A 21,533-nucleotide genomic window follows, 5' to 3' on the forward strand; every position below is an offset into this window, starting at 1 on the left:
GCGATAGCGGTCGACCATCTGCTCCCTGAGGTGCGAGGAGCGATAGCGACGAGCCTCGAAGGGTCGTCTGAAATCCTCGGATCGGCAGCTGTCATGCGGTCAGCACCAATCCGCTTGTGGGAACGCCGGTCCCGGCCGTGACGACGACCTTCTCGGCGCTCTCGACCTGGTTGACCGAGGTCCCGCGGATCTGTCGGACCCCTTCGGCGATCCCGTTCATCCCGTGGATGTAGGCCTCGCCCAGCTGGCCGCCGTGCGTGTTCAACGGCAACCGGCCACCGACCTCGAGAGCCCCCGGTTCGCGGACGAAGTCCTTGGCCTCGCCGCGCCCGCAGAACCCCAGCTCTTCGAGTTGGAGGAGCGTGTACGGGGTGAAGTGGTCGTAGAGGATCGCCATGTCCATGTCGTCGGGACGCAGCCCCGACTGCGACCAGAGCTGGCGGCCGACGAGCCCCATCTCCGGCAGACCGGCGAGCTCATCGCGGTAGTAGCTGGTCATGATGTACTGATCAGCCGCACTGCCGGCAGCGGCGGCGGCGATCACGGCGGGCTTGTGCGGCAGGTCTTTCGCCCGTTCCGGGGACACGATGACGAGTGCGACGCCACCGTCGGACTCCTGGCAGCAGTCGAGCAGATGCAGGGGTTCGGCGATGTACCGCGAGTTCTGGTGGTCCTCCAGGGTGATCGGCTTGTCGTAGAAGAACGCGTCCGGGTTGACCGCCGCATGCTTGCGGTCGACGACGGCGATGCGCCCGAAATCCTCGCTGGTGGCCCCGAAGTCGTGCATGTAGCGTTGCGCGATCATCGCGACGAAGGCGGCCGGGGTGGACAGACCGTGCGGGTAGGTGAAGGCGTTCTCGGTACCCGAGGAGTTCTCCTGGTTCGCCACCGCCGAATTCACCTGTCCGAAGCGCAGACCGGATCGCTCGTTGAAGGCACGGTAGGCCACCACGACGTCGGCGACGCCGGTGGCCACCGCCATCGCGGCCTGCTGGACCGTGGCACACGCGGCACCGCCGCCGTAATGGATCCGCGAGAAGTACGTCAGGTCTCCGATACCCACTGCTCGCGCGACGGAGATCTCGCTGTTGGTGTCCATCGTGAAGGTGACGAGACCGTCGACGTCGGCGGGTGTGAGACCGGCGTCGGCGATCGCCGCCGACACCGCCTCCGCGGCGAGCCGCAGCTCGCTGCGACCGGAATCCTTGGAGAACTCGGTGGCGCCGATTCCGGCGATCACCGCCTGGCCGGACAGTGACCCCATCAGAGTTCCTCCCCTCGACCGGCCGGGCCTCGATGCTCCGACTCCGAACCCACGGCGGCGGGCTCGGCCGCGCCGATCGTGAGTGTGACCGTCGAGATGACGTGCTTGCCCAGCGAATTGGTGCCGGTCACGGCGACCGTGATCACCCCGTCGTCGACGGCGGTGACCTCGCCGGTGAAGGTGACGGTGTCGTAGGCATACCAGGGGACGCCGAGTTTCAGTGCGATCGAGCCGATCCGGGCGGACGGACCGGCCCAGTCGGTGATGAACCGTTCCACCAGTCCGGTGTCGGTGAGGATGTTGACGAAGATGTCCTTGGACCCCTTGGCGTGTGCGAGATCGCGATCGTGGTGCACGTCCTGGAAGTCGCGCGTGGCCAGCGCGGTCGCCACCACGAACGTCGGCGTCGCCTCGATCGTCAACGGCGGCAGCGTCGTTCCGACCGCCGCGGGGTAAGCTGCAACGCTCGTCATGCCGGAGCCCCTTCCGTCGTCGTGGCCGGTTCCCACGCGTGCAGTGTCCACGGGTCGGCCCCGGTCTCCTCGTCGGCCGGGAAGTCCAGATAGGTTGCCCGCACGCGCATGCCGATCGACACCTCGTCCGGTTCGACGCCCCGGAGTTCGCCGAGCATGCGAACCCCTTCGTCGAGTTCGACGAGCGCCACCACGAACGGCAGCTGCCGTCCGGGGACCTTCGGCGCGCGGTGGACGACGTAGCTGTAGACGGTGCCGGTCCCGGCGGCCACCGCGAAATCGGTTGGCGGCACAGTGCCGTCGGCCGCACGCGGTTTCCAGGTCGCGGGCACGGGCGGGTGACGCAGCACGCCGTGGCCATCACGCTGGATCCGCAGCTCATGCGCGGCCACCCCCTCCCAGAAGAAGGCGGTGTCCCGGGATGCGCTGGGCTTCAGCAATCGCGCCGGGTCCAGGTCGGCAGGTACGTCGGCAAACGGCGCCTGCTCGGTCGCCGTGGTCCTGGCCGCGGGCCGGAATTTGAGGATGCGGAACCGCATCTCGGCGACGACCTCCCGCGTCCCGCTGCCGTCCCCGACCGACCAGACGTTCTTGGTCGTGAAGAACCAGCCCTCACCGAGGGCGGTGTTCTTCGGGCCCACCACCTCCACGAGCTCGGCCGACAGCGCGACCTCTTCGCCCGGGCGGGTGTAGCGGTGATAGACGGTGTCGCAGTTGGTCGCCACCACCGAGGTGAAGCCGGCCTCGTCGAAGAGTTCGCTCGCGCGGCCCAATGGGTCATCCGCCGTCCGCACGCCGTGGAGGCCGCGCATCGTCCACACCTGCGCCATCGCGGGCGGCGCGACGATGCCGGGATGTCCGGCGTCCCGGGCGGCGTCGGCGTCGGTGTAGACGGGGTTCGTGTCCCCCATCGCCTCGACCCAGTTGTTGATCATGGGCTGGTTGATCGGGTCCCGACCGGTGACCGGCGCGCTCGGGCCAGCGTCGATGATCTCCTGCGCGGCGGCACGGATCGCCTCGTCGCCGGTGACGCCGTCGCGGGCGAGTTCGGGCGCGCTCATCGCTTGGCTCGCGGTAGTCCGAGACCGGCGGTCGCGATCATGTCGCGCATGACCTCGTTGACTCCACCGCCGAAGGTGATGACCACGTGGCGCTTCTGCTGGACGTCGAGCCAGTTCACCAGCGCCGCGGTCTCCGGATCGGTGAAATCGCCGTAGCGCCCGACGATCTCGTCGACCATCCGGCAGACGGTCTGGATGCGTTCGGTCGAGAACACCTTGGTGGCCGCCGCGTCGGCCATCGAGATGGCCTCTCCCGTCGCGGCCACCTGCCAGTTGAGCAACTCGTTGATACGGCCGTACGCGTCGATGGTGGCGAGCGCGCGGCGGACGTCCGGATGCTTCGCGATGACCGTCCCGTCCGGACCTGGCCGCTGCGCCCAGGCACGCACCCGCGCGGCGAGTCCGTCGATCCGGCCGGCCGGGCCCAGCATGACGCGTTCGTGATTGAGCTGGGTGGTGATCAGTTTCCAGCCGCCGCCCTCGTCGCCGACGCGCATCGACACCGGAACCCGAACATCCTGGTAGTAGGTGGCATTGACGTGATGGGCACCGTCGGCGGTGATGATCGGCGTCCAGGTGAAGCCCGGATCGGACGTGTCGACGATGAGGATCGAGATCCCCTTGTGCTTCGGCGCGTCCTTGTCGGTGCGAACAGCGAGCCAGATGTAATCGGCGTCGTGCCCACCCGTGGTGAAGATCTTCTGCCCGTTGACCACGTAGTGGTCGCCGTCGCGGACCGCGGTGGTGGTCAGCGACGCGAGATCGGTGCCGGCCTCGGGCTCGGTGTAGCCGATCGCGAAGTGCACGTCACCGGCCAGGATCGCGGGCAGGAACTTCTGCTTCTGCTCGTCGGTGCCGTGCACCTGGAGGGTCGGCCCGACGGTCTGCAGCGTCACCGACGGCAGCGGGACGTCGGCACGCACCGCCTCGTTGGTGAAGATCTGCTGTTCGATCTCGCCGAAGCCTTTGCCGCCGAACTCCTTCGGCCAGCCGACGCCCAGCCAGCCGTCGTCGCCCATCCGCTTGATGACCTTGCGGTAGGTCGGTCCGTGGCGTTCGGTGAGCATCACCGCCGCCTCGTCGGGGGTGACCAGATCGGCGAAGTACTCGCGCAGTTCGGCGCGCAGCGCGCGCTGTTCGGGGGTCAGGTCAATGAACATCGGGCACCTCTGCGATACGGGTGTCGTCGGCGGGGACGTCGGTGATGTCGGCGAGCTCGTCGAGCCGCACGTGCGCTCCGCCCACCAGGCGCGCCAGGTCCTTGGTGAGCGAGAAGTAGCGGTGCAGCGGATAGGTGATGTCGACTCCGATGCCGCCGTGCAGGTGGGTCATCGTCCGCGTGGTCGGCGGGATCTCCTCGGCCAGCCAGTAGGCGGCGATCGCGAGATCGGTTGCGGCGTCGAGCCCCTCGGACAGTCGCCAGGCCGCCGCGGTGGTCGCCAGTTCCATCGACCGGCCGACGACGTAGATGTCCGCCAGTTGCTGACCCACCGCCTGGAACAGGGCGATCGGTTTGCCGAACTGTTCACGCGTCGAGACGTGGTCGGCGGTCAGGCGGGTGGCGCCGGCGACCAGGCCGTCCGCGTAGGCGCACAGGGCCAGGCGATACCGGTCGCGGAGCACCGCGAGGTCGCGGACCACGATGTCGGCATCGTCGACGGGTACGTCGTCGAAGGTCACCGTGTACTCGCCCCAGCCGCTCGAGGTCGGCGTGCGCGCGATGGCGACCCCCTCGGCGTCGGGGGACACGGCGACGACGCCCGCATCGGCGGCGACGAGGAACAGCGAGGCACCGTCGGCGTGCAGCACACCGACCTTCGTCCCGGTCAGTCGTCCGTCGCGGACGGACGTCCGTGGGGTGGCGGTCAGAGCGTCGCCGTGCTCGCCGATCGCGATCGAGACCCAGCTGCCGCCGGTGAGCGAGCTCCCGAACCGCGACCACACCGATCCCTCGCCCGTCTGAGGGTCCGCCTTCGCGAACACGAGCGCCGCGGTCAGCGAGCCGAGAGCGGGGGTCACGGCCGCGGCGCGTCCCATCCGGCGGAACAGCGGGAGCAGACCCGACTCGTCGACCTCGTCACCGTCGAGCGCGGCCGGCAGCGGCAGCGCGAGCAGTCCGGCGTCCACGAGGGCCTGCCAGCCGTCGGCCTCGAACCCGCCGCGGGTCGCTCCGGTCGTCTCGGGATCGTGCCCACCGAATCTCGACTCCCAGTCGGGCTGTCGCCGCGCGAACACGTCTTCGGCGACGTCGCGAACCGCGATCGCCGTGCCGTCCAGGGCAAAGTCCACCCTGTGCCTCCCTCACCATGAACCCGTCAAGAACTAGAACCTGTTCTAGTTGTATCAGAGTCCGCGCGCAAGGGTGTCGGAATCGGCGTTTATCTGCGCTTTCGGCACTTTCGCCGCAGTCGGCTAGCGCGGCAAACCGAGAATGCGTTCCGCGGCCGCGGTGCGGAGGATCTGGGTGGTCCCGCCCGCGATGGACAGGCACCGGTTCTGCAGGACCGCGTCGGATGCCTCGGACGCCGCCAGGCCGGCGGCCCCCAGGAGCCGCAGCGCGAGATCGGGTACCGATTGGCGATGTTCGACGCCGATCAGTTTGCGCACGCTCGACAACGCGCCGGGGTCGAGCCCGGCCAGTTGCCTCGTCGCCGCCCGCGCGTCGAGGACCCGGCCGACATGCGCGTCGGCGAGCTGGGTGCCGAGCGCCGACAGCTCCTCGGCGGTCAGCTCCCGGTCCATCGACCGCACCTGCGACAGCAGCGCCTCCATCTCCTTGCCCAGACCGGTCCCACCCATTGCCACCCGCTCGTTCGCGAGGGTGGTGCGGGCCAGCCGCCAGCCGCCGTTCACGTCGCCGACGACGCAGTCATCGGGCACGACGACGCCGTCGAGGAAGACCTCGTTGAAGTTGGCCCGTCCGGAGAGCTCGCGCAACGGACGGATGTCGATTCCGGGCGAACTCATGTCGACGAGGAAATAGGTGATGCCCTTGTTCTTGGGCGCGTCGGGATCGGTGCGCGCGAGACAGATCGCCCACTGCGCGTTGTGGGCCTGCGAGGTCCAGATCTTCTGCCCGTCCAGTCGCCAGCCGCCGTCGACCCGCTCGGCTCGGGTTCGCAACGCGGCCAGGTCCGAGCCCGCCTCGGGCTCGGAGAACAACTGACACCACACGATGTCGCCGGCGAGTGTCGGCGCGACGAACCGTTCACGTTGCGCGTCGGTGCCGTGCTCGAGGATCGTCGGGATCGCCCACGCGCCGATCACCAGATCGGGCCGCTCGATGCCGGCCGACTCGAGCTCGATGTCGATCAGCAATTGCAGCGCCGCGTCCGCACCCAGGCCGTGCGGCGCCGGCCAATGCGGGGTCAGATAGCCGGTCTCGGCGAGGAGTCTGCGGCGCTCGTCCGGGGCCGCGTCGGCGATCGCCGCGACGGTGGCCCGGACCTCCTCGCGCCGGTCCTCGACCTGCGACAGGTCGAGACGGAAACGTCGCCGCGTCCCCGACAGTCCGAGCCCGGCGAGTGCGGCGGCATGCGCCGATGCGTTCGCCAGCGTCGCCTGCGCGGCGAGCGCCGCACGGAGATAGAGATGGGCGTCGTGCTCGAAGGTGAACCCGATCCCGCCGAGAACCTGGACGCAGTCCTTGGTGTTGGCGACCGGATCGCGGCCCACGACGACGTCGGCGGCCAGCCTGCTGATCTCGAGTTGCTCGCGGGCGGAGACGAGCTCGTCCCCCGGCGCGGCCGCGAGCACGTCGTCGACCGCGCGAGCGACATCCCATGCGACCGCGGTGACCCGTTCACTGCGGCACAACATCTCCGCACAGATGTGCTTGATCGCCTGGAACGATCCGATCGGCACGCCGAACTGCGTGCGGACCTTCGCGTACTCGACGGCGGTGTCGAGGGCCCACCGGGTGACGCCGCTCTGGTAGGCGGCGAGCGTCGCCGACAGCAAGCCGGCGACGAACGTCGGGTCCCCGAGTTCGATCAGGTCGTCGACCTCGATCTCGGACACGCGGACGCGGCTGACCGATGCGGTGCCGTCGAGCGGGGTCTGCGGCGCGACATCGGCGACGCCGACACCCGGCGGGACGATCCACCACGACCGTTCGCGGTCGGCGGTCCCGAACTCGACCAGGACGGCGCAACCCTCGACGTACCCGCCGACGAGCCCGAGGTCGAGGTCGCCGCCGGACAGTTCGCGGGCCACCCCGGCGTAACTCGTCGCAGGCGTCACCACCGGCACCGATCCGGCGAGCACCTCCGGCAACAGCGCGGCGCCCCGGTCGGCGCCACCCTTGTGCGCGTCGCGGCGGGCGATCGCAAGCGCGATCGCCGCGGACACCGTCGGACCCAGCGGGCCGGGGACGAGGTCGACCCCGCACTGCTCGAGCATGGCGGCCACGTCGAGGAAACTCGCCCCGAGGCCGTCGGAGGTCTCGGGGACCGCTGCGGCGAACACGCCCAGGTCGGCGATCTGGGACAGCAACTGCGTCCACTGGTCGCGGGGCTTGTCGATGTCGGAACGGACGATGTCGGTCACACTGGTGGAGCGCGCCCAGGACGCGATGCTGTCGCGCACCGCGATCTGCTCGGAAGACGTGGCGATTGTCACTGGCAATCCCTGTATGTCGAGTTGTGACGAATAATTAGAACCTGTTCTAATATGCCATGGGTGTACTCGGATCGGGTACCCACCCGCGATCCACCCGCCAGACCGTTTGACACGTGAGGATGTTCGAGAGCACATGGCCCGTTCTGCACCCGGCAACGCCGCGGTCGACGCCCCCAACGGGGCTGCGGCGCCTGCCGCCTCGTCCGAAGCCGGCTCCACCGCGCAGCGCGAACGTCGCCGCCGCATCCTGGACGCCACCCTCGCCCTGGCATCCAAGGGCGGTTACGACGCCGTGCAGATGCGCACCGTCGCCGACAAGGCCGATGTGGCCGTCGGCACGCTGTATCGCTATTTCCCGTCGAAGGTCCACCTGCTGGTCACCGCGCTGGCCCGCGAGTTCGAGCGCGTCGAGTCCAAGGTCGACCGCTCGCAGCTGCGCGGCGACACCGCCATCGACCGGCTCCGGCATGTCCTGGACATGATCACCTTCGCCATGCAGCGCGATCCGCTCCTGACCGAGGCGATGACGCGCGCCTTCATGTTCGCCGATGCGTCCGCCACCGCCGAGGTCGACCAGGTCGCCGGGATCATCGACCGGCTCCTCGCGGGCGCCATCGTCGACAACGGGGAGCCGACCGAAGAAGATCTCGCGATCGCCCGTGTCCTCTCCGACGTGTGGATGTCGAACCTCGTGCAGTGGCTCACCCGTCGGGCGTCGGCCACCGACGTCACCAACCGACTCGAGCTGACCGTCCGACTGCTGCTCAAAGATCGCGCCAAGTAGTCACCTCCCCCCCTCGAAAGTGACGTCACAACTGGGTGACGAGGGCCTTCTCGGGTTGGGTGCCCTCGACGTTCTCGGCTACCTTTGTTACGTCTGAGAATTTTGTTAACAGAAGGGGCTAGAGGTGCGATCCTCCTGGTTGCGACGACTGTGCGTCGCCGGATGTGCCGTTGCGGTCGCGACCGCCGGATGGGCTCCGGCCGCGCTGGCCGAACCCACACCCGACCCCGATCGCGCCCGCGTCGACACCGTGGTCCACGACTCGGCCCAGCAGTCGACCCTCATCGTGTACTCGGCGGCGATGCGCAAACTCATCCCGGTCAACGTGCTGCGCCCCAAGGACACGACCAAGTCGCGCCCCACGCTCTACCTGCTCAACGGCGCCGGCGGCGGCGAGGACTCGGCGACCTGGGCGGCCAAGACCCAGTACGCGAAGTTCTTCGCCGACAAAGAGGTCAACGTCGTCACGCCGATCGGCGGCGCGTTCTCGTATTACACCGACTGGCAGCACGACGATCCGGTGCTCGGCCGCAACAAGTGGACGACGTTCCTCACCAAGGAACTCCCACCGCTGGTGGACAAAGAATTCGACACCACCGGGGTCAATGCGATCGCCGGGATCTCGATGGCCGGCACCTCGGTGCTCAATCTCGCGATCGCCGCACCGAAGCTGTACCGGTCGGCCGCCGCCTACAGCGGATGCGCCCGCACCAGCGATCCGGTCGGACAGGCCTACATCCGGATGGTCGTCGCCGACCGCGGGCAGGGCAACCTGAACAACATGTGGGGACCGGTCAACTCCGCCGGCTGGCGGGACAACGACCCGTACATCCACGCGGACAAGCTGCGCGGCACCAAGGTCTACATGACCAGCGGGACCGGCATGCCCGGCCAGTTCGACCGGCTCGAGGCGCCGCTGGTCGCCGGCGATCCGCTGACGCTGGCCAACCAGATGGTCATCGGCGGCATCATCGAGGCCGCGGTCAACGAGTGCACCAAGCAGATGGTCTCGCGCATGCGGGCCCTCAAGGTGCCGCACGAGGTCACCTTCCGGCCGAGCGGCACGCACTCGTGGGGCTACTGGGAACGTGACCTCGAGACCACCTGGCCGAAGATCGCGGCAGACCTGAGGTGAGCGACGCATCGGACCGCTTGTGGGCCGATGACCTGTCCGTGGGCCAAATCTTCGAGTTCGGCGAGCATGTCGTCAGCGAAGAGGAACTCCTCGACTTCGCTCGCGCATGGGATCCGCAGGACTTCCACGTGGACAAGGACGTCGCGAAACGCGGACCCTACCGAGGGCTCATCGCCAGTGGGCTGCACACGATGTCGATCTATCAGAAGCTCAATGTCACCGGCGTGCTGACCAATTGGCGGGTGATCGCCGGGAAGCGACTCGGCGACGTGGAGTTCCTGCGTCCGGTCCGACCCGGCGACACCCTCACCGGGTCGACCGTCATCGACGCGATCGAATTCGACGACCGCGACCGCGCACTGGTCACCTCGTCGGCGGAGCTGCGCAACGGCGAGGGCAAACCCGTGATGCGCACGGTCGTCGAGGCCTATGTGCACACCCGTCCGGGCCGTTCGCGCGACTGATCCCCGATCGGTTGCGCTGCAGCGGTGTCGAGGCCCCGTCGACTGTGCGTCTGATTCCGTCGACTGTGCGCCTGATCTCCGATCGTGCCGGGCTCAGCCGACGCCGGGCACCGGGATCTGCGCTCCGGTGATCGCGCTGGAGGCATCGGAGACCAGGAACGAGATCGTTTCCGCGATCGACTCCGGCGACACCCAACCCGCGCGGGACGAGTCGGGCTGACTCGCCCGGTTCCCCGGGGTGTCGATCACCGACGGCAAGATCGCGTTGGCCCGGACGCCGTCGGACTTGTACTCGGCGGCGAGCGCACTGATGAACGCCCACACCGCCGCCTTCGACGTGATGTAGCCCGCCGCACCGGAGAAGGGTGCGAACGCCGCCTTCGCCGACACCCCGACGATCGACCCGCCACCGGCCTCGACGAGCTTCGGGATCGCCGCCGCGGACAGCAGATACAGCGGCCGCAGGTTGAGCCGCAGGAGGCGCTCGAACTCGTCGACCGGCGTGGCGTCGACCCGGTCCCCCATCGCGAAACCGCCCACCAGATTCACCACCGCGGTCACCGGCGCCGACGCATCACCGGCCGCGACCGCCACGACCTCGGCCACCGACGCCTCGTCGAAGAGATCGGCGTGAACACCGACCAGCCGGTCCGATTCGGGCAGCCTCGACAACTCGGACTCGGCGATCCAGGGAACCACCACGCGCCTGCCGTCGTCGAGCAACTTCCGGGTGACCGCCGACCCGAGGCCGCCCGTCCCACCCGACACGATCACCGTCTGAGTCATCATGCCGACCCTACTGGAGGTGCGTCACCCCGGCGGCTCACGCCGCGCGCCTACGATGGTCGTCGATGACCGACGAGCGCGTTCCCGAGATCGAAGACGATTCGCGGGACCGTGAGCCGGGCGGTCATCCCCCCGTCGAGTCCGACCGGACGAGCATGTTCGCGTCGTTGCGCATCCCCAACTACCGGCTGTTCTACGCGGGGATGGCCGTCTCGATGACGGGTTCGTGGATGCAGGCGACGGCGCAGGCCTGGCTCGTCCTGACGCTGAGCGGGTCGGCATCGGTCCTGGGGCTCATCGTCGCCCTCCAGGCGTTGCCCGTCCTGCTCATCGGTCCGTACGCCGGGGTGATCGCCGATCGCGTGGACCGGCGCCGACTGCTCATCGCCCTGCAGTCGATGATGGGCCTGCTGGCCGCGGCGCTCGCCGTCATCACGCTCACCGGGGTGGTGGAGGTCTGGCACGTGGGCGTATTGGCGGTGATGCTCGGGCTCGGGCACGCCTTCGAACAGCCGGCACGCCAGGCGTTCATCCATCAGATCGTGGGCAAGGACCTGATACGCAACGCGGTCACCCTCAACTCGGTGATGGTCAACGCCGCCCGCGCGGTGGGTCCGGCCGTCGCCGGCGTGGTCCTCGGCCTCGTCGGATCCGGCTTGTGCTTCGCCGTCAACGCGGTCAGCTTCGTCGCCGTGGTCGCCTCGCTCCTCGCGCTCGACTCGTCGAAGATCACGACGGAGACCCCGATCCCACGCGCGAAAGGCCAGCTGCGAGAAGGTCTCCGATATGTCCGCGGCAGCCCCGCACTCTGGATTCCGCTGGCCACGATGGCGCTCGTCGGGACGTTGACGTACAACTTTCCGGTCACCCTTCCGGCCGTCGCGGACTTCGTGTTCGACGGCGGGCCCGAGGCACTGGGCTTCATGACGTCGGCGATGGGTGTGGGTGCGGTCGTCGGCGGCCTGGTGGTCGCGGCCCGCGGAACGACCGGCCTGCGCCCACTCACGCTGGCCGCGTTCGGCTTCGGCGTCGCGGTCGGGGCGACCGCCCTCGCACCGAATCTGCCGACTGCGATCTGTGCGCTCTTCGGAGTCGGCTGGCTGAGTGTCACATTCATGTCGACCGGCAATGCCACACTGCAACTGAACTCCGAACCGCGGATGCGGGGGCGGGTGATGGCGTTGTGGTCGGTGGCGTTCATGGGGTCGACGCCGATCGGGGGTCCGATCGTCGGCGCGATCATCGAGACCTTCGACGCGCGTGTCGGTCTCGCGGTCGGAGCCGTCGCGTGTCTGGTCGCCGGAGCACTGGCCTTCCTGGCCGCTCGCCGCAGCGGCGCCGCTCTCCCCTAGACGAGCGGCCGTCCCATCCGGACCCGAAGCCGAACATCGGCGAGCAGAAGGCGAAAACCCAACCGGGACACCCACAGCGGCGTGCGACGCTCCTTCTCCACCAGCCCGGCGACGTAGCCGTCGAACCATTCCTGGTCCTCGTCGGTCCACTCGACACGGAGAGCGTCGCGGAACGGCTGGGGCAGGTAGCCGATGGTCCGGCGGAGTTTGACCGGGCCGTACTTCTTTTGGATGCGGGTCGGCGCGTAGCCGAAGTTCGCGATGTCGAGCAGGAAGTCGCGGATCTCGTCACTGATCTCGATGCGCGAGACCTGGTCGTCCCAATAGGCCGTGAACTCGTCGCGCGTGGCGGGCCAGGCCTCGGCGGGCATCTGCAGCGTCGTGCCGCAGACCTTGCCCTGCTGGTAGAACTTCTCGCGATCCGCGCCGTGGAGGGGGCCGTGCACCCGTTCGTAGATGTCCTCCCAGCCGTAGTACAGACACGCCGCGACCCACAGCTGCAGGTCGGTGTTCATCGCGTTGTACTCGACCGGACTGTTCTCGTCCGACCGCACCTGTGCGTGCTGCCGGTTGACGGCGTGCCGGTACCGGCGCCGGTCGTCGGCGTTGCCGAGCATCGCGACCGCGAGGTACGACGCGGTGGTCCGGGCGCGCTTGACCGGATGACGATCGAGTCGCCCGTTCTCGACCTTGCTGTGTGCGACGCCGTATCCGACCGCAGGGTTCGCCAGCTGCATGATCACGTTCGTCGTGCTCATCGTCTGCCCCATCGACAGCAGCGAACGCGCGAAGAAGCTGCTGTCGATGTTGTCCATCTCCGTCCGCGACATGCGCTGATCGCCCTGCGTCATGGCCCCGCCCATTCTGATAACAAGTGTTGTCTGATTGTGTCGTGGCCAGCTTAGCGCGTGTCGACACATCGGTCGACAGTCCCGGATGCAGCGAACCCCGGCTCACCCGAAGGTGAGCCGGGGTTCGGCGTCTGTCTTCTGCCGGATCAGTAGGCGTAGAACCCGCGACCGGTCTTCCGTCCGAGGCGGCCGGCGTCGACCATGCGGCGCAGCAGGGCCGGCGGCGCATAGTTGGGTTCGGCGAACTCCGCGTACAGCGACTCCGCGGCGGACAGCGTGACGTCGAGGCCGATGGTGTCGAGCAGGGTCAGCGGGCCCATCGGGTAGCCGCAGCCGCCCTTCATCGCGAGGTCGATGTCCTCGGCCGAGGCGTAACCCGAATCGAACATCCGGATCGCCTGACACAGGTACGGGATGAGCAGGGCGTTGACGATGAAACCGGACCGGTCGCCCGCGCGGACCGCGGTCTTGCCGAGGGTGTCGGTGACGTATGCGCTCACGGCGTCGGCCGTCTCGGGCGCGGTCGTCAGCGTGGAGATGATCTCGACCAGCGGCATCACCGGCACCGGGTTGAAGAAGTGCACGCCGACGACGCGCTCGGGCGTCTTGGTCGCCGTCGCGACCCTGATGATCGGGATCGACGACGTGTTCGTGGCGAGGATGGTGTTCGCGCCGGTTGCCTGATCGAGGTTCGCGAAGATCTCGCGCTTGAGCTCTTCGATCTCGGGGGCCGCCTCGATCACGAGCTCGCGATCGGCGAGGTCGGCGTACTTGGTCGTCACCCGCAGACGCCCGAGCGCGGCGTCGGCGTCGTCCTGGGCGAGCTTGTTCCGGCTGACCGCCTTGGCCAACGACTTCTCCACCCGCGATCGCGCGGCGTCGGCGAACTCCTGCTTGACCTCAACGATCACGACGTCGCTGCCCGCCTTGGCACACACCTCCGCGATGCCCGCACCCATGGTGCCTCCGCCGATGACGCCGATCTGCTGCACAGTGAACCTCCGAAGTCGAGTGGTACGACAAACGGTAGTCGGTCCTCGGATCAGCCGATCGAACGACTCCTGGCATCTCGGGAACATTCGCCCCGGGTGCCGCCTCCAAGTACACGAACCGCCCGGAAGCGCTGCACCAGCAGCGCTCCACCACCCTCAGCGATCCACGTGGAAGGACCCACCATGAGCACCGAGATCCCCGCCGACGCCGTTCTCGTCGACACCGACGGCGACGGAGCCGTCGACGCCGCACTCACCGATGTCGACGGTGACGGCACCACCGACGCCATCCTCGACACCGACGGCGACGGCCAGGCCGACTCCATCGCCTACGACACCGACGCCGACGGCGAGATCGACGTCATCGAAGCCGACACCGACGCCGACGGTCTCACCGACATCGCCGTCGCCGACACCGACGGTGACGGCACCTTCGACACCGCCGTCGACGACGAGGGCAACGTCGAGGTCGGCGACTTCGGCAGCATCGACGGCGGCGACGCCGTCTGACCGGGTTCCATCCCCTCCAGCGACAGCCGGCCCGGCGATCCCGGGCCGGTTGCCTGCGTCGGGGCCGATTCGACGATTCCGCCGTGTCGTCTCACCTCGCCCGCTAGCGTGACTCAGATCACGATCGGGGGATGCGATGATGCCAGTTCGATTCGACGCGCACGTTTCGGCCCGCCCGGCAGGGCGATGGCGCCGACGGTCACGCGCCGTCACGTGTCTCGCCGCCGGCGCGACACTCCTCGCCACGATGCTGGTGGCCGCACCCGCACAGGCGGCCAACCACCTGTTCCCCGACATCTCCGAGGTCTCGGTTCCCCAGGCCGAGTGTGGCCCCGGGTCGCAACCCGAACCGGGCCTGCAGGGTGACGTCAGCGCCGAGGATCGCCTGTCCGGACGCAGCATGCGCGGCTACCGCTGCAACATCACGCGACTCGGCGGGGTGCGCGGCGCGGGCGGTGGCATCGTGTCGGCGAACTTCGAGAACTGCAGCTACACCGGCAGCCTGTTCCCCGGGAACAACTGGGTGAACCCGCCGGGCGTTCAGGTCATCGACGCCTCGAACCCCCGCGCACCGCGAGTGGTCGGCTCGCTGACCGACCCGGCGATGCGCGGCGGCACCTGGGAGACCCTGAAGGTCAACAAGGAGCGCAAGCTCCTCGCCGCGACCTCGGTGCCGCTGCTGTGGGGCGGCGGCTTCTTCGCCGTGTACGACATCTCCGACTGCGCCCGCCCCAAACTCCTCAACAGGGGACCGGGCACGTCGACGCCACTCCCGTTCACCTCGCACGAGGGCGGCTTCTCCCCCGACGGCCGCACCTACTGGGCCTCCGGCGTCTTCCCCGGTCACCTCAGCGCGATCGACATCGCCGATCCCCGGTCGCCCCGCGTCATCTGGCAGGGGCTCCACTCGTTTCTCGGGCACGGCTTCGGCGTCTCGCCGGACGGCAATCGGATGTTCCTGTCCAACATGGCCGGGGTGACCGTGCTCGACATCAGCGACGTCCAGCGCCGACGGCCGCACCCCCAGGTCCCCCACGTCGCCGCGTATCTGTGGCCCGACGGCCAGCTCAACCAGCATTCGATCCCGATCACCTACCGCGGCCGGCCGCACATCGTCACCGCGGACGAGGCCGGCTCCGGCGGGGTGAAGATCTTCGACGTGACGAGGGTGAACAAACCCCGCTACACCGCGCAGATCAAACTCGAGATCAATCTCCCGGAGAACCTCGACACCAACCTGCGGTCGTCGACCGGCGGTTCGCTGTTCAGCAGCAATCCGCACTACTGCGCGGTCGACCGGCCGAACGATCCCACCGCCCTGGCATGCGGCTGGGAGTCGTCGGGCATCCGCGTCTTCGACATCCGCGACCTCGACCGGATTCGCGAGATCGCCTACTACAACCCGCCGGCCCGTACCGGCACCACCCTGCTGGAGACACCCAACTCGCCGCACGTCGTCGGTTCGCTGCTGGGTGTGCCCGCCGTCGAATTCCTCAGTCTCGGGATGTCGATCGCGAACGGCAAGGTCCGGTTGAACGAGATGGTCGGTCCGCGTAGCGGAATGGTCGTCGGCGGCGACATGTCGACCGACTGGTGCATGTCCCCGCCGGAGTTCCGGGGCAACGAGCTGCGGGTCACCTGTTCCGACGGCGGTTTCCAGGTGTTGCGGCTGAGTCCCGCGGTGTACACCCCGCCGCCGGACCAGAACTCCTCGATCGGATGAGCAGTCGTCGGCCCGGCGTCCCGCTGGTGCGGGCGGCTGTCCTCGGCGTCACCGCCGCCCTGCTCGTCACCATGGGCGTCGTCATCGGTGCGGTGTGGCCGGGACGCGACCATGGTTCGTCCGCGATGAGCCTGTCGGACATCGGGTTCGCCCAGGACATGTCGACGCATCACGACCAGGCCATCCTGATGTCGCGGGCGATCGGCGCGGTACCCGGGGTCACACCGCAGATCCGCGGTGTCGCCGACCGGATCGTCTACACGCAGACCGCCGAGACCGCGACCATGCGAGGCTGGCTTCAGTGGTTCGACCAGCCGATCACCGCGACGGAGCCGATGTCCTGGATGTCCGGCGGGCACTCCCACCACGGCGCCGGACCCGACGACTCCCGTCCGCCGATGCCGGGCATGGCCACGATCGACGAGGTCGGGCGGCTCTCCACGCTGCCACCGGACGAGGCGGAGATCTTGTTCCTGCAGTTGATGATCCGGCACCATCGCGGCGGGATGTCGATGGCCCAGGCGGCCTACAACGACGCGCGTTCGGGGTCCGCGACAAAAGACCTGGCGCTCATGATGATCGGCGACCAGGGCGACGAGATCGGGGTGATGACGATGCTGCTCAAGGAGCGCGGCGCCGACCCGCTGCCGACCTGATCACGGGTCGTCAACGAATCGGCGTCAGCCTCAATCGGTCTTCGGATGCAGGGTGAACATCTCCCACACCTCTTTCTGGTCCGCCGCCCAGGGGTCGTAGACGAACGGTGCGTGCCGCAGGGCCATCCCCGCCTTGCGTGGCGTCCGGTTGGCCTTGAACCCGTTGCAGGACTTGCATGCCGCGACCTGATTGCCGAACGTGCTCGGGCCGCCCTGCGACACCGGGACGATGTGGTCGACGGTGTCTGCCGGTCCGTCGCAGTACGCACAGATCCACTGATCACGGCGCAGGATGGTCGCGTTCGACGCATACGAGTCCATCGTCTTACCGGCGAACGGGCGGTAGGCATCTCGCTTGATCGCCACCACCTTGTGAATGGGCAGCGACAGCGTCGGGGAATGGACGACGCGGACCAGCGGGGTGCCCTCGACGTTCCGCGCGACCTCGGTGGTCAGCAGGACGGCAGCACGACGCCAGGTGACGCGCGCCAGGATCTGCAGTCCGGCATTGGTGACGAAGATGGTCATGACAGCTCCTCGATGCGTGGGCGAGTGAGTGCGCCGACCACCGAGGTTCATGACCTCAGGAACTGGTGACGCGTGATGTGATCGGTCCGGGCCTGCCGTCGGATTTCAGTCCGCATCGACGCTCGGATGGGGCCGTCCGCCACTCGCCGGCGAAAGCCTTGTCACCCATCGACATCTGCGTCACCTCCTCTCGTTGGTCTGGCCTGCTCTGTCGCCACGATAACCGCGGTCGATGAGCACTGCCACCGTTTATGTCCGGCGTGTTCGGATGTTCACCCAGTTCACACGGGCTGTTTGCAGGACTTTTTCACCGCGAGCCGGTCCCGCGGGAGAATGTCCGACGCTATCTTCGGCGGATGCCCACCGAGGAGACCGCCGAGAATCCCCCACCGCCGCCACCCGTGTCGACCCTCGACGCGCCGAGGACTCCCGGCGTGGCCGGCCGCAGCGTGGTGCTGCGCCATCCAGCTGGTGATGATCTTCGTGGTACTCGAGATCGGCAGCCAGGCCGGGACCCTCGACTGAATGGTCAGAAGATCTCGGGCAGATCGTCCGAGACGGTGTTGGGGTAGGTCGCCGGACGCTTCTCCAGGAACGACATGACGCCTTCGTACACGTCACCGGACTGCCCGCGGTAGAAGATCGCCTTCGAGTCGGCGTGGTGGGCGTCGAGCGGGCTCGGCGCACCGGCCATCCGCCAGAGCAGCTGCCGGGTCAGTGCCGCCGAGACGGGCGCACTGTTCGCGGTCATCTCGCGGGCGACGGCGATCGCGGTGTCGAGGACCTGCTCCTTGGGCACCACCTGCTGGACCAGTCCGTGCTCGTGGGCTTCGGCGACCGGGACCATTTTGGCGCCGATCGTCCACTGCAGTGCGGTCGGCAGTCCGACGAGCCGGGGCAGGAACCAGCTCGACGCGGCTTCGGGTACGAGGCCTCGCGCCGCGAAGACGAAGCCGAACTTCGCATCCTCCGAGGCGATCCGGACGTCGGCGGGCAGCGTCATCGTGACGCCGACACCGGCCGACGGCCCGTTCACGGCCACCACGATCGGCTTGAGCGATGCGAACATCCGCAGCGTGAGCTTGCCGCCCTCGTCCGCGGGAATCTCGTCGGACTCGACAGCTGACGAGGCGTCGAACGACGACCCGCCCGCCTCGAGATCCGCACCCGCACAGAACGCGCGTCCGTTGCCGGTGATCACCACCGCTCGGACGGAGTCATCGGCGTCGGTGTCGTCGAACGCAGCTCGCAGCTCCTCACCCATCTGCAGGGTGAAGGCGTTGAGCCGGTCGGGCCGGTTGAGCCGGAAGATCGCGATCTCGCCGTCCCGCTCGACGGTGATGGTGGGCTGGTCCTGCCGGGACTTGCGCCCGACCTCTGATGTATCGCTCGTCACAGGTCGATGCTATCGGGCGCTGGACACTCCGCGTCGGCTGTGTCAATCCGTCCCGGAATCACCACAACGGCGGCGCCACCCTTGTCGGGTGACGCCGCCGTCAGTGGTGTCAGATCAGCTCAGACGGACCTGGTGTCAGCTCGCGTCGGCCTCGCCGGCCTTGGTGAGCTCGACCGGTGCGTCGGGAACCATGCGCGGCTTCTCCGAGCCGGTGAAGACGAACCGGGCGTCTTCGCCGTCGCCCTCGCCGTCCCAGTTCTCGACGTCGACCAGCACGATCTGTCCGGGAGCGATGTCGCCGAACAGGATCTTCTCCGAGAGCTGGTCCTCGATCTCGCGCTGGATCGTACGACGCAGCGGACGCGCACCGAGCACCGGATCGAACCCACGCTTGGCCAGCAGCGACTTCGCGCGGTCGGTGACCTCGAGCGCCATGTCCTTGTTCTTCAGCGCACCCTCCACGCGCGTCAGCATGAGATCGACCATCTGGATGATCTCCTCACGCGTGAGCTGGTGGAACACGACGATGTCGTCGATGCGGTTGAGGAACTCGGGCCGGAAGTGCTTCTTGAGCTCGTCGTTGACCTTCTGCTTCATCCGCTCGTAGTTCGACTGGGTGCCGTCGCTCGACGAGAAGCCCATGCCCACGGCCTTGGAGATGTCCGAGGTACCGAGGTTCGAGGTGAAGATCAGCACGGTGTTCTTGAAGTCGACCGTGCGACCCTGACCGTCGGTCAGGCGACCGTCCTCGAGGACCTGCAACAGGGTGTTGTAGATCTCCGAGTGGGCCTTCTCGATCTCGTCGAACAGCACCACCGAGAACGGCTTACGGCGCACCTTCTCGGTGAGCTGGCCACCCTCTTCGTAGCCGACGTATCCGGGAGGCGCACCGAACAGGCGCGACGCCGTGAAGCGATCGTGGAACTCGCCCATGTCGATCTGGATGAGCGCATCGTCCTCGCCGAACAGGAAGTTCGCCAGCGCCTTGGAGAGCTCGGTCTTACCGACGCCGGACGGGCCGGCGAAGATGAACGAGCCCGACGGACGCTTCGGATCCTTGAGGCCTGCGCGCGTACGACGGATGGCCTTCGACACCGCCTTGACGGCGTCCTCCTGGCCGATGATCCGCTTGTGCAGCTCGTCCTCCATGCGGAGCAGACGGGTGGTCTCCTCCTCGGTGAGCTTGAACACCGGGATACCGGTCCAGTTGCCGAGGACCTCGGCGATCTGCTCGTCGTCGACCTCGGCCACGACGTCCATGTCGCCGCTGCGCCATTGCTTCTCACGCTCGGCCCGCTCGGCGACCAGCTGCTTCTCCTTGTCGCGGAGGCTGGCGGCCTTCTCGAAGTCCTGCGCGTCGATCGCGCTTTCCTTCTCCTTGCGGGCATCGGCGATGCGGTCGTCGAACTCCCGCAGGTCTGGCGGCGCGGTCATCCGGCGGATGCGCATCCGCGCACCGGCCTCGTCGATGAGGTCAATCGCCTTGTCCGGCAGGAACCGGTCGTTGATGTAGCGATCGGCCAGCGTCGCAGCCGCGACCAGCGCACCGTCGGTGATGGAGACGCGGTGGTGCGACTCGTACCGATCGCGCAGACCCTTGAGGATCTCGATGGTGTGCTCGACGGACGGCTCGCCGACCTGCACGGGCTGGAAGCGACGCTCGAGGGCGGCGTCCTTCTCGATGTATTTGCGGTACTCGTCGAGGGTCGTCGCACCGATGGTCTGCAGCTCGCCCCGGGCCAGCTTCGGCTTGAGGATGCTGGCGGCGTCGATCGCGCCCTCGGCGGCACCTGCGCCGACGAGCGTGTGCAGCTCGTCGATGAACAGGATGATGTCGCCGCGGGTGTTGATCTCCTTGAGCACCTTCTTGAGGCGTTCCTCGAAGTCACCGCGGTAGCGGCTGCCCGCGACCAGCGAACCGAGGTCGAGGGTGTAGAGCTGCTTGTCCTTGAGTGTCTCGGGGACCTTGCCGTTGACGATGGCCTGCGCGAGGCCCTCGACGACGGCGGTCTTGCCGACGCCGGGCTCACCGATCAGCACCGGGTTGTTCTTGGTGCGGCGGCTGAGCACCTGCATGACACGCTCGATTTCCTTCTCCCGGCCGATGACCGGGTCGAGCTTGCCCTCGGAGGCCGCGGCGGTCAGGTTACGACCGAACTGGTCGAGGACCAGCGAGGTCGACGGGGTGCCGGACTCGCTGCTGCGTCCGCCGGTGCCCGCCTCCTGCGGCTCCTTGCCCTGGTATCCGCTGAGGAGCTGGATGACCTGCTGGCGGACCCGGTTGAGGTCGGCGCCGAGCTTCACCAGCACCTGGGCGGCGACGCCCTCGCCCTCACGGATCAGGCCGAGCAGGATGTGCTCGGTACCGATGTAGTTGTGGCCGAGCTGCAGGGCCTCGCGCAGCGAGAGCTCCAGCACCTTCTTGGCGCGCGGGGTGAACGGGATGTGTCCCGACGGTGCCTGCTGGCCCTGGCCGATGATCTCCTCGACCTGGCTGCGGACCCCTTCCAGGGAGATCCCGAGCGACTCGAGCGCCTTGGCGGCCACGCCCTCGCCCTCGTGGATGAGGCCGAGGAGGATGTGCTCGGTACCGATGTAGTTGTGGTTGAGCATGCGCGCTTCTTCTTGGGCCAGAACCACAACCCGACGCGCGCGGTCGGTGAACCGTTCGAACATTGTTCTCCCTCACATTGCTAGCGCCCCGGCCGCCGCGGAGACCACCTCGGAGGTCCCGGAGGACAACCGGTGCGGATAGACGACGACCAGCCTGCTTCCACTCTAGAGGTCGTCTCGGGTGCACCTGCAGTTAACGCCTGCGCAGAGTGCATGGATCCACCGATGCGGCGGGGATGTGCACAGTACAACTGCGCTGGCCGGGGCGGTGTTCCCGGGCGGCTACGCCGAGAGCGAACGCGGCGCCGACGGGCCCGCATCTCCT

General features: G+C 68.1%; 19 protein-coding genes. 7 read left to right on the forward strand and 12 right to left on the reverse strand.

Annotated elements, in window-relative coordinates; genetic code table 11:
• Positions 1 to 91: 91 nt before the first annotated feature.
• The 6 genes from ABIC25_RS07665 to ABIC25_RS07690 all read right to left on the reverse strand — a co-directional run bounded on the left by ABIC25_RS07665 (position 92) and on the right by ABIC25_RS07690 (position 7,418).
• Positions 92 to 1,264 (reverse strand): lipid-transfer protein, encoded by a 1,173-nt coding sequence (locus tag ABIC25_RS07665; protein ID WP_101820886.1) that lies wholly within the window; start codon positions 1,262 to 1,264, stop codon positions 92 to 94.
• The gene (locus ABIC25_RS07670; protein ID WP_354560760.1) at positions 1,264 to 1,737 is read right to left on the reverse strand and encodes a MaoC family dehydratase; all 474 of its coding nucleotides are present in this window, start codon (positions 1,735 to 1,737) and stop codon (positions 1,264 to 1,266) included. The genes ABIC25_RS07665 and ABIC25_RS07670 overlap by 1 nt, the downstream gene beginning before the upstream one ends.
• Positions 1,734 to 2,798: a bifunctional MaoC family dehydratase N-terminal/OB-fold nucleic acid binding domain-containing protein gene (locus ABIC25_RS07675; RefSeq protein ID WP_354560762.1), complete on the reverse strand. Its 1,065-nt coding sequence runs from the start codon at positions 2,796 to 2,798 to the stop codon at positions 1,734 to 1,736. Before ABIC25_RS07675 ends, ABIC25_RS07670 begins: the two co-directional genes overlap by 4 nt.
• Positions 2,795 to 3,958, reverse strand: coding sequence for an acyl-CoA dehydrogenase family protein (locus ABIC25_RS07680; protein WP_101820883.1), 1,164 nt, complete (start codon positions 3,956 to 3,958; stop codon positions 2,795 to 2,797). The genes ABIC25_RS07675 and ABIC25_RS07680 overlap by 4 nt, the downstream gene beginning before the upstream one ends.
• Positions 3,948 to 5,087 carry an acyl-CoA dehydrogenase family protein gene (locus tag ABIC25_RS07685; RefSeq protein ID WP_354560764.1) on the reverse strand — a complete coding sequence of 380 codons (1,140 nt, stop codon included), beginning with the start codon at positions 5,085 to 5,087 and terminating at the stop codon, positions 3,948 to 3,950. The genes ABIC25_RS07680 and ABIC25_RS07685 overlap by 11 nt, the downstream gene beginning before the upstream one ends.
• Before the next feature lie 123 nt (positions 5,088 to 5,210).
• Positions 5,211 to 7,418 (reverse strand): acyl-CoA dehydrogenase family protein, encoded by a 2,208-nt coding sequence (locus ABIC25_RS07690; RefSeq protein WP_354560765.1) that lies wholly within the window; start codon positions 7,416 to 7,418, stop codon positions 5,211 to 5,213.
• 133 nt (positions 7,419 to 7,551) lie between these two features.
• On the opposite strand from ABIC25_RS07690, the gene kstR reads away from it, so the two are divergent.
• From kstR to ABIC25_RS07705, 3 genes are all read left to right on the forward strand, one after another.
• Positions 7,552 to 8,202 (forward strand): cholesterol catabolism transcriptional regulator KstR, encoded by a 651-nt coding sequence (gene kstR / locus ABIC25_RS07695; RefSeq protein WP_004020714.1) that lies wholly within the window; start codon positions 7,552 to 7,554, stop codon positions 8,200 to 8,202.
• Between the two features lie 124 nt (positions 8,203 to 8,326).
• Positions 8,327 to 9,337 carry an alpha/beta hydrolase gene (locus tag ABIC25_RS07700; protein WP_004020715.1) on the forward strand — a complete coding sequence of 337 codons (1,011 nt, stop codon included), beginning with the start codon at positions 8,327 to 8,329 and terminating at the stop codon, positions 9,335 to 9,337.
• Positions 9,334 to 9,801, forward strand: coding sequence for a MaoC/PaaZ C-terminal domain-containing protein (locus ABIC25_RS07705; RefSeq protein ID WP_354560767.1), 468 nt, complete (start codon positions 9,334 to 9,336; stop codon positions 9,799 to 9,801). Before ABIC25_RS07700 ends, ABIC25_RS07705 begins: the two co-directional genes overlap by 4 nt.
• 93 nt (positions 9,802 to 9,894) lie before the next feature.
• Here ABIC25_RS07705 and ABIC25_RS07710 read toward each other — a convergent pair whose 3' ends face one another.
• On the reverse strand, positions 9,895 to 10,587 hold the full coding sequence (locus ABIC25_RS07710) for an SDR family NAD(P)-dependent oxidoreductase (RefSeq protein WP_064569231.1): 693 nt from the start codon (positions 10,585 to 10,587) through the stop codon (positions 9,895 to 9,897).
• A 65-nt stretch (positions 10,588 to 10,652) separates the two neighbouring features.
• Between ABIC25_RS07710 and ABIC25_RS07715 the strand changes: the two genes are divergently transcribed.
• Positions 10,653 to 11,939 (forward strand): MFS transporter, encoded by a 1,287-nt coding sequence (locus ABIC25_RS07715; RefSeq protein WP_354560769.1) that lies wholly within the window; start codon positions 10,653 to 10,655, stop codon positions 11,937 to 11,939.
• On the opposite strand, the gene ABIC25_RS07720 is transcribed toward ABIC25_RS07715, so the two are convergent.
• A complete protein-coding gene (locus ABIC25_RS07720; protein ID WP_435529042.1) occupies positions 11,936 to 12,802 on the reverse strand; it encodes an oxygenase MpaB family protein in 867 nt (288 codons plus the stop codon). The genes ABIC25_RS07715 and ABIC25_RS07720 overlap by 4 nt on opposite strands.
• A 134-nt stretch (positions 12,803 to 12,936) precedes the next feature.
• Complete coding sequence (locus ABIC25_RS07725; protein ID WP_354560772.1) at positions 12,937 to 13,782, reverse strand: 3-hydroxybutyryl-CoA dehydrogenase; 846 nt, start codon at positions 13,780 to 13,782, stop codon at positions 12,937 to 12,939.
• A 183-nt stretch (positions 13,783 to 13,965) separates the two neighbouring features.
• Between ABIC25_RS07725 and ABIC25_RS07730 the strand changes: the two genes are divergently transcribed.
• The 3 genes from ABIC25_RS07730 (at position 13,966) to ABIC25_RS07740 (ending at position 16,671) form a co-directional block, all read left to right on the forward strand.
• Positions 13,966 to 14,292 (forward strand): hypothetical protein, encoded by a 327-nt coding sequence (locus ABIC25_RS07730; protein ID WP_239400275.1) that lies wholly within the window; start codon positions 13,966 to 13,968, stop codon positions 14,290 to 14,292.
• Between the two features lie 247 nt (positions 14,293 to 14,539).
• Entirely contained in the window at positions 14,540 to 16,015 is a 1,476-nt protein-coding gene (locus ABIC25_RS07735; protein ID WP_354560846.1) for an LVIVD repeat-containing protein, read from the forward strand.
• The gene (locus ABIC25_RS07740; RefSeq protein ID WP_354560774.1) at positions 16,012 to 16,671 is read left to right on the forward strand and encodes a DUF305 domain-containing protein; all 660 of its coding nucleotides are present in this window, start codon (positions 16,012 to 16,014) and stop codon (positions 16,669 to 16,671) included. Before ABIC25_RS07735 ends, ABIC25_RS07740 begins: the two co-directional genes overlap by 4 nt.
• Positions 16,672 to 16,701: 30 nt before the next feature.
• On the opposite strand, the gene ABIC25_RS07745 is transcribed toward ABIC25_RS07740, so the two are convergent.
• The 3 genes from ABIC25_RS07745 to ABIC25_RS07755 all read right to left on the reverse strand — a co-directional run bounded on the left by ABIC25_RS07745 (position 16,702) and on the right by ABIC25_RS07755 (position 21,271).
• Complete coding sequence (locus ABIC25_RS07745; RefSeq protein WP_004020724.1) at positions 16,702 to 17,199, reverse strand: HNH endonuclease; 498 nt, start codon at positions 17,197 to 17,199, stop codon at positions 16,702 to 16,704.
• A gap of 529 nt (positions 17,200 to 17,728) precedes the next feature.
• Positions 17,729 to 18,595, reverse strand: coding sequence for an enoyl-CoA hydratase-related protein (locus tag ABIC25_RS07750; RefSeq protein ID WP_354560776.1), 867 nt, complete (start codon positions 18,593 to 18,595; stop codon positions 17,729 to 17,731).
• A gap of 135 nt (positions 18,596 to 18,730) precedes the next feature.
• A complete protein-coding gene (locus ABIC25_RS07755) occupies positions 18,731 to 21,271 on the reverse strand; it encodes an ATP-dependent Clp protease ATP-binding subunit (protein WP_004020727.1) in 2,541 nt (846 codons plus the stop codon).
• Positions 21,272 to 21,533: the final 262 nt, after the last annotated feature.

Source organism: Gordonia sp. PvP123, from assembly GCF_040547295.1.
GTDB lineage: Bacteria > Actinomycetota > Actinomycetes > Mycobacteriales > Mycobacteriaceae > Gordonia > Gordonia terrae.

Excerpts from the sequence above, each read along its gene's own strand:
- ABIC25_RS07740 (WP_354560774.1), top strand. The coding sequence starts at position 16,012 with ATGAGCAGTCGTCGGCCCGGCGTCCCGCTGGTGCGGGCGGCTGTCCTC.
- ABIC25_RS07735 (WP_354560846.1), top strand. The coding sequence starts at position 14,540 with ATGCTGGTGGCCGCACCCGCACAGGCGGCCAACCACCTGTTCCCCGAC.
- ABIC25_RS07665 (WP_101820886.1), bottom strand. The coding sequence starts at position 1,264 with ATGGGGTCACTGTCCGGCCAGGCGGTGATCGCCGGAATCGGCGCCACC.
- ABIC25_RS07675 (WP_354560762.1), bottom strand. The coding sequence starts at position 2,798 with ATGAGCGCGCCCGAACTCGCCCGCGACGGCGTCACCGGCGACGAGGCG.
- ABIC25_RS07710 (WP_064569231.1), bottom strand. The coding sequence starts at position 10,587 with ATGACTCAGACGGTGATCGTGTCGGGTGGGACGGGCGGCCTCGGGTCG.
- ABIC25_RS07680 (WP_101820883.1), bottom strand. The coding sequence starts at position 3,958 with ATGTTCATTGACCTGACCCCCGAACAGCGCGCGCTGCGCGCCGAACTG.
- kstR (WP_004020714.1), top strand. The coding sequence starts at position 7,552 with ATGGCCCGTTCTGCACCCGGCAACGCCGCGGTCGACGCCCCCAACGGG.
- ABIC25_RS07670 (WP_354560760.1), bottom strand. The coding sequence starts at position 1,737 with ATGACGAGCGTTGCAGCTTACCCCGCGGCGGTCGGAACGACGCTGCCG.
- ABIC25_RS07730 (WP_239400275.1), top strand. The coding sequence starts at position 13,966 with ATGAGCACCGAGATCCCCGCCGACGCCGTTCTCGTCGACACCGACGGC.
- ABIC25_RS07755 (WP_004020727.1), bottom strand. The coding sequence starts at position 21,271 with ATGTTCGAACGGTTCACCGACCGCGCGCGTCGGGTTGTGGTTCTGGCC.
- ABIC25_RS07715 (WP_354560769.1), top strand. The coding sequence starts at position 10,653 with ATGACCGACGAGCGCGTTCCCGAGATCGAAGACGATTCGCGGGACCGT.
- ABIC25_RS07720 (WP_435529042.1), bottom strand. The coding sequence starts at position 12,802 with ATGGGCGGGGCCATGACGCAGGGCGATCAGCGCATGTCGCGGACGGAG.
- ABIC25_RS07745 (WP_004020724.1), bottom strand. The coding sequence starts at position 17,199 with ATGACCATCTTCGTCACCAATGCCGGACTGCAGATCCTGGCGCGCGTC.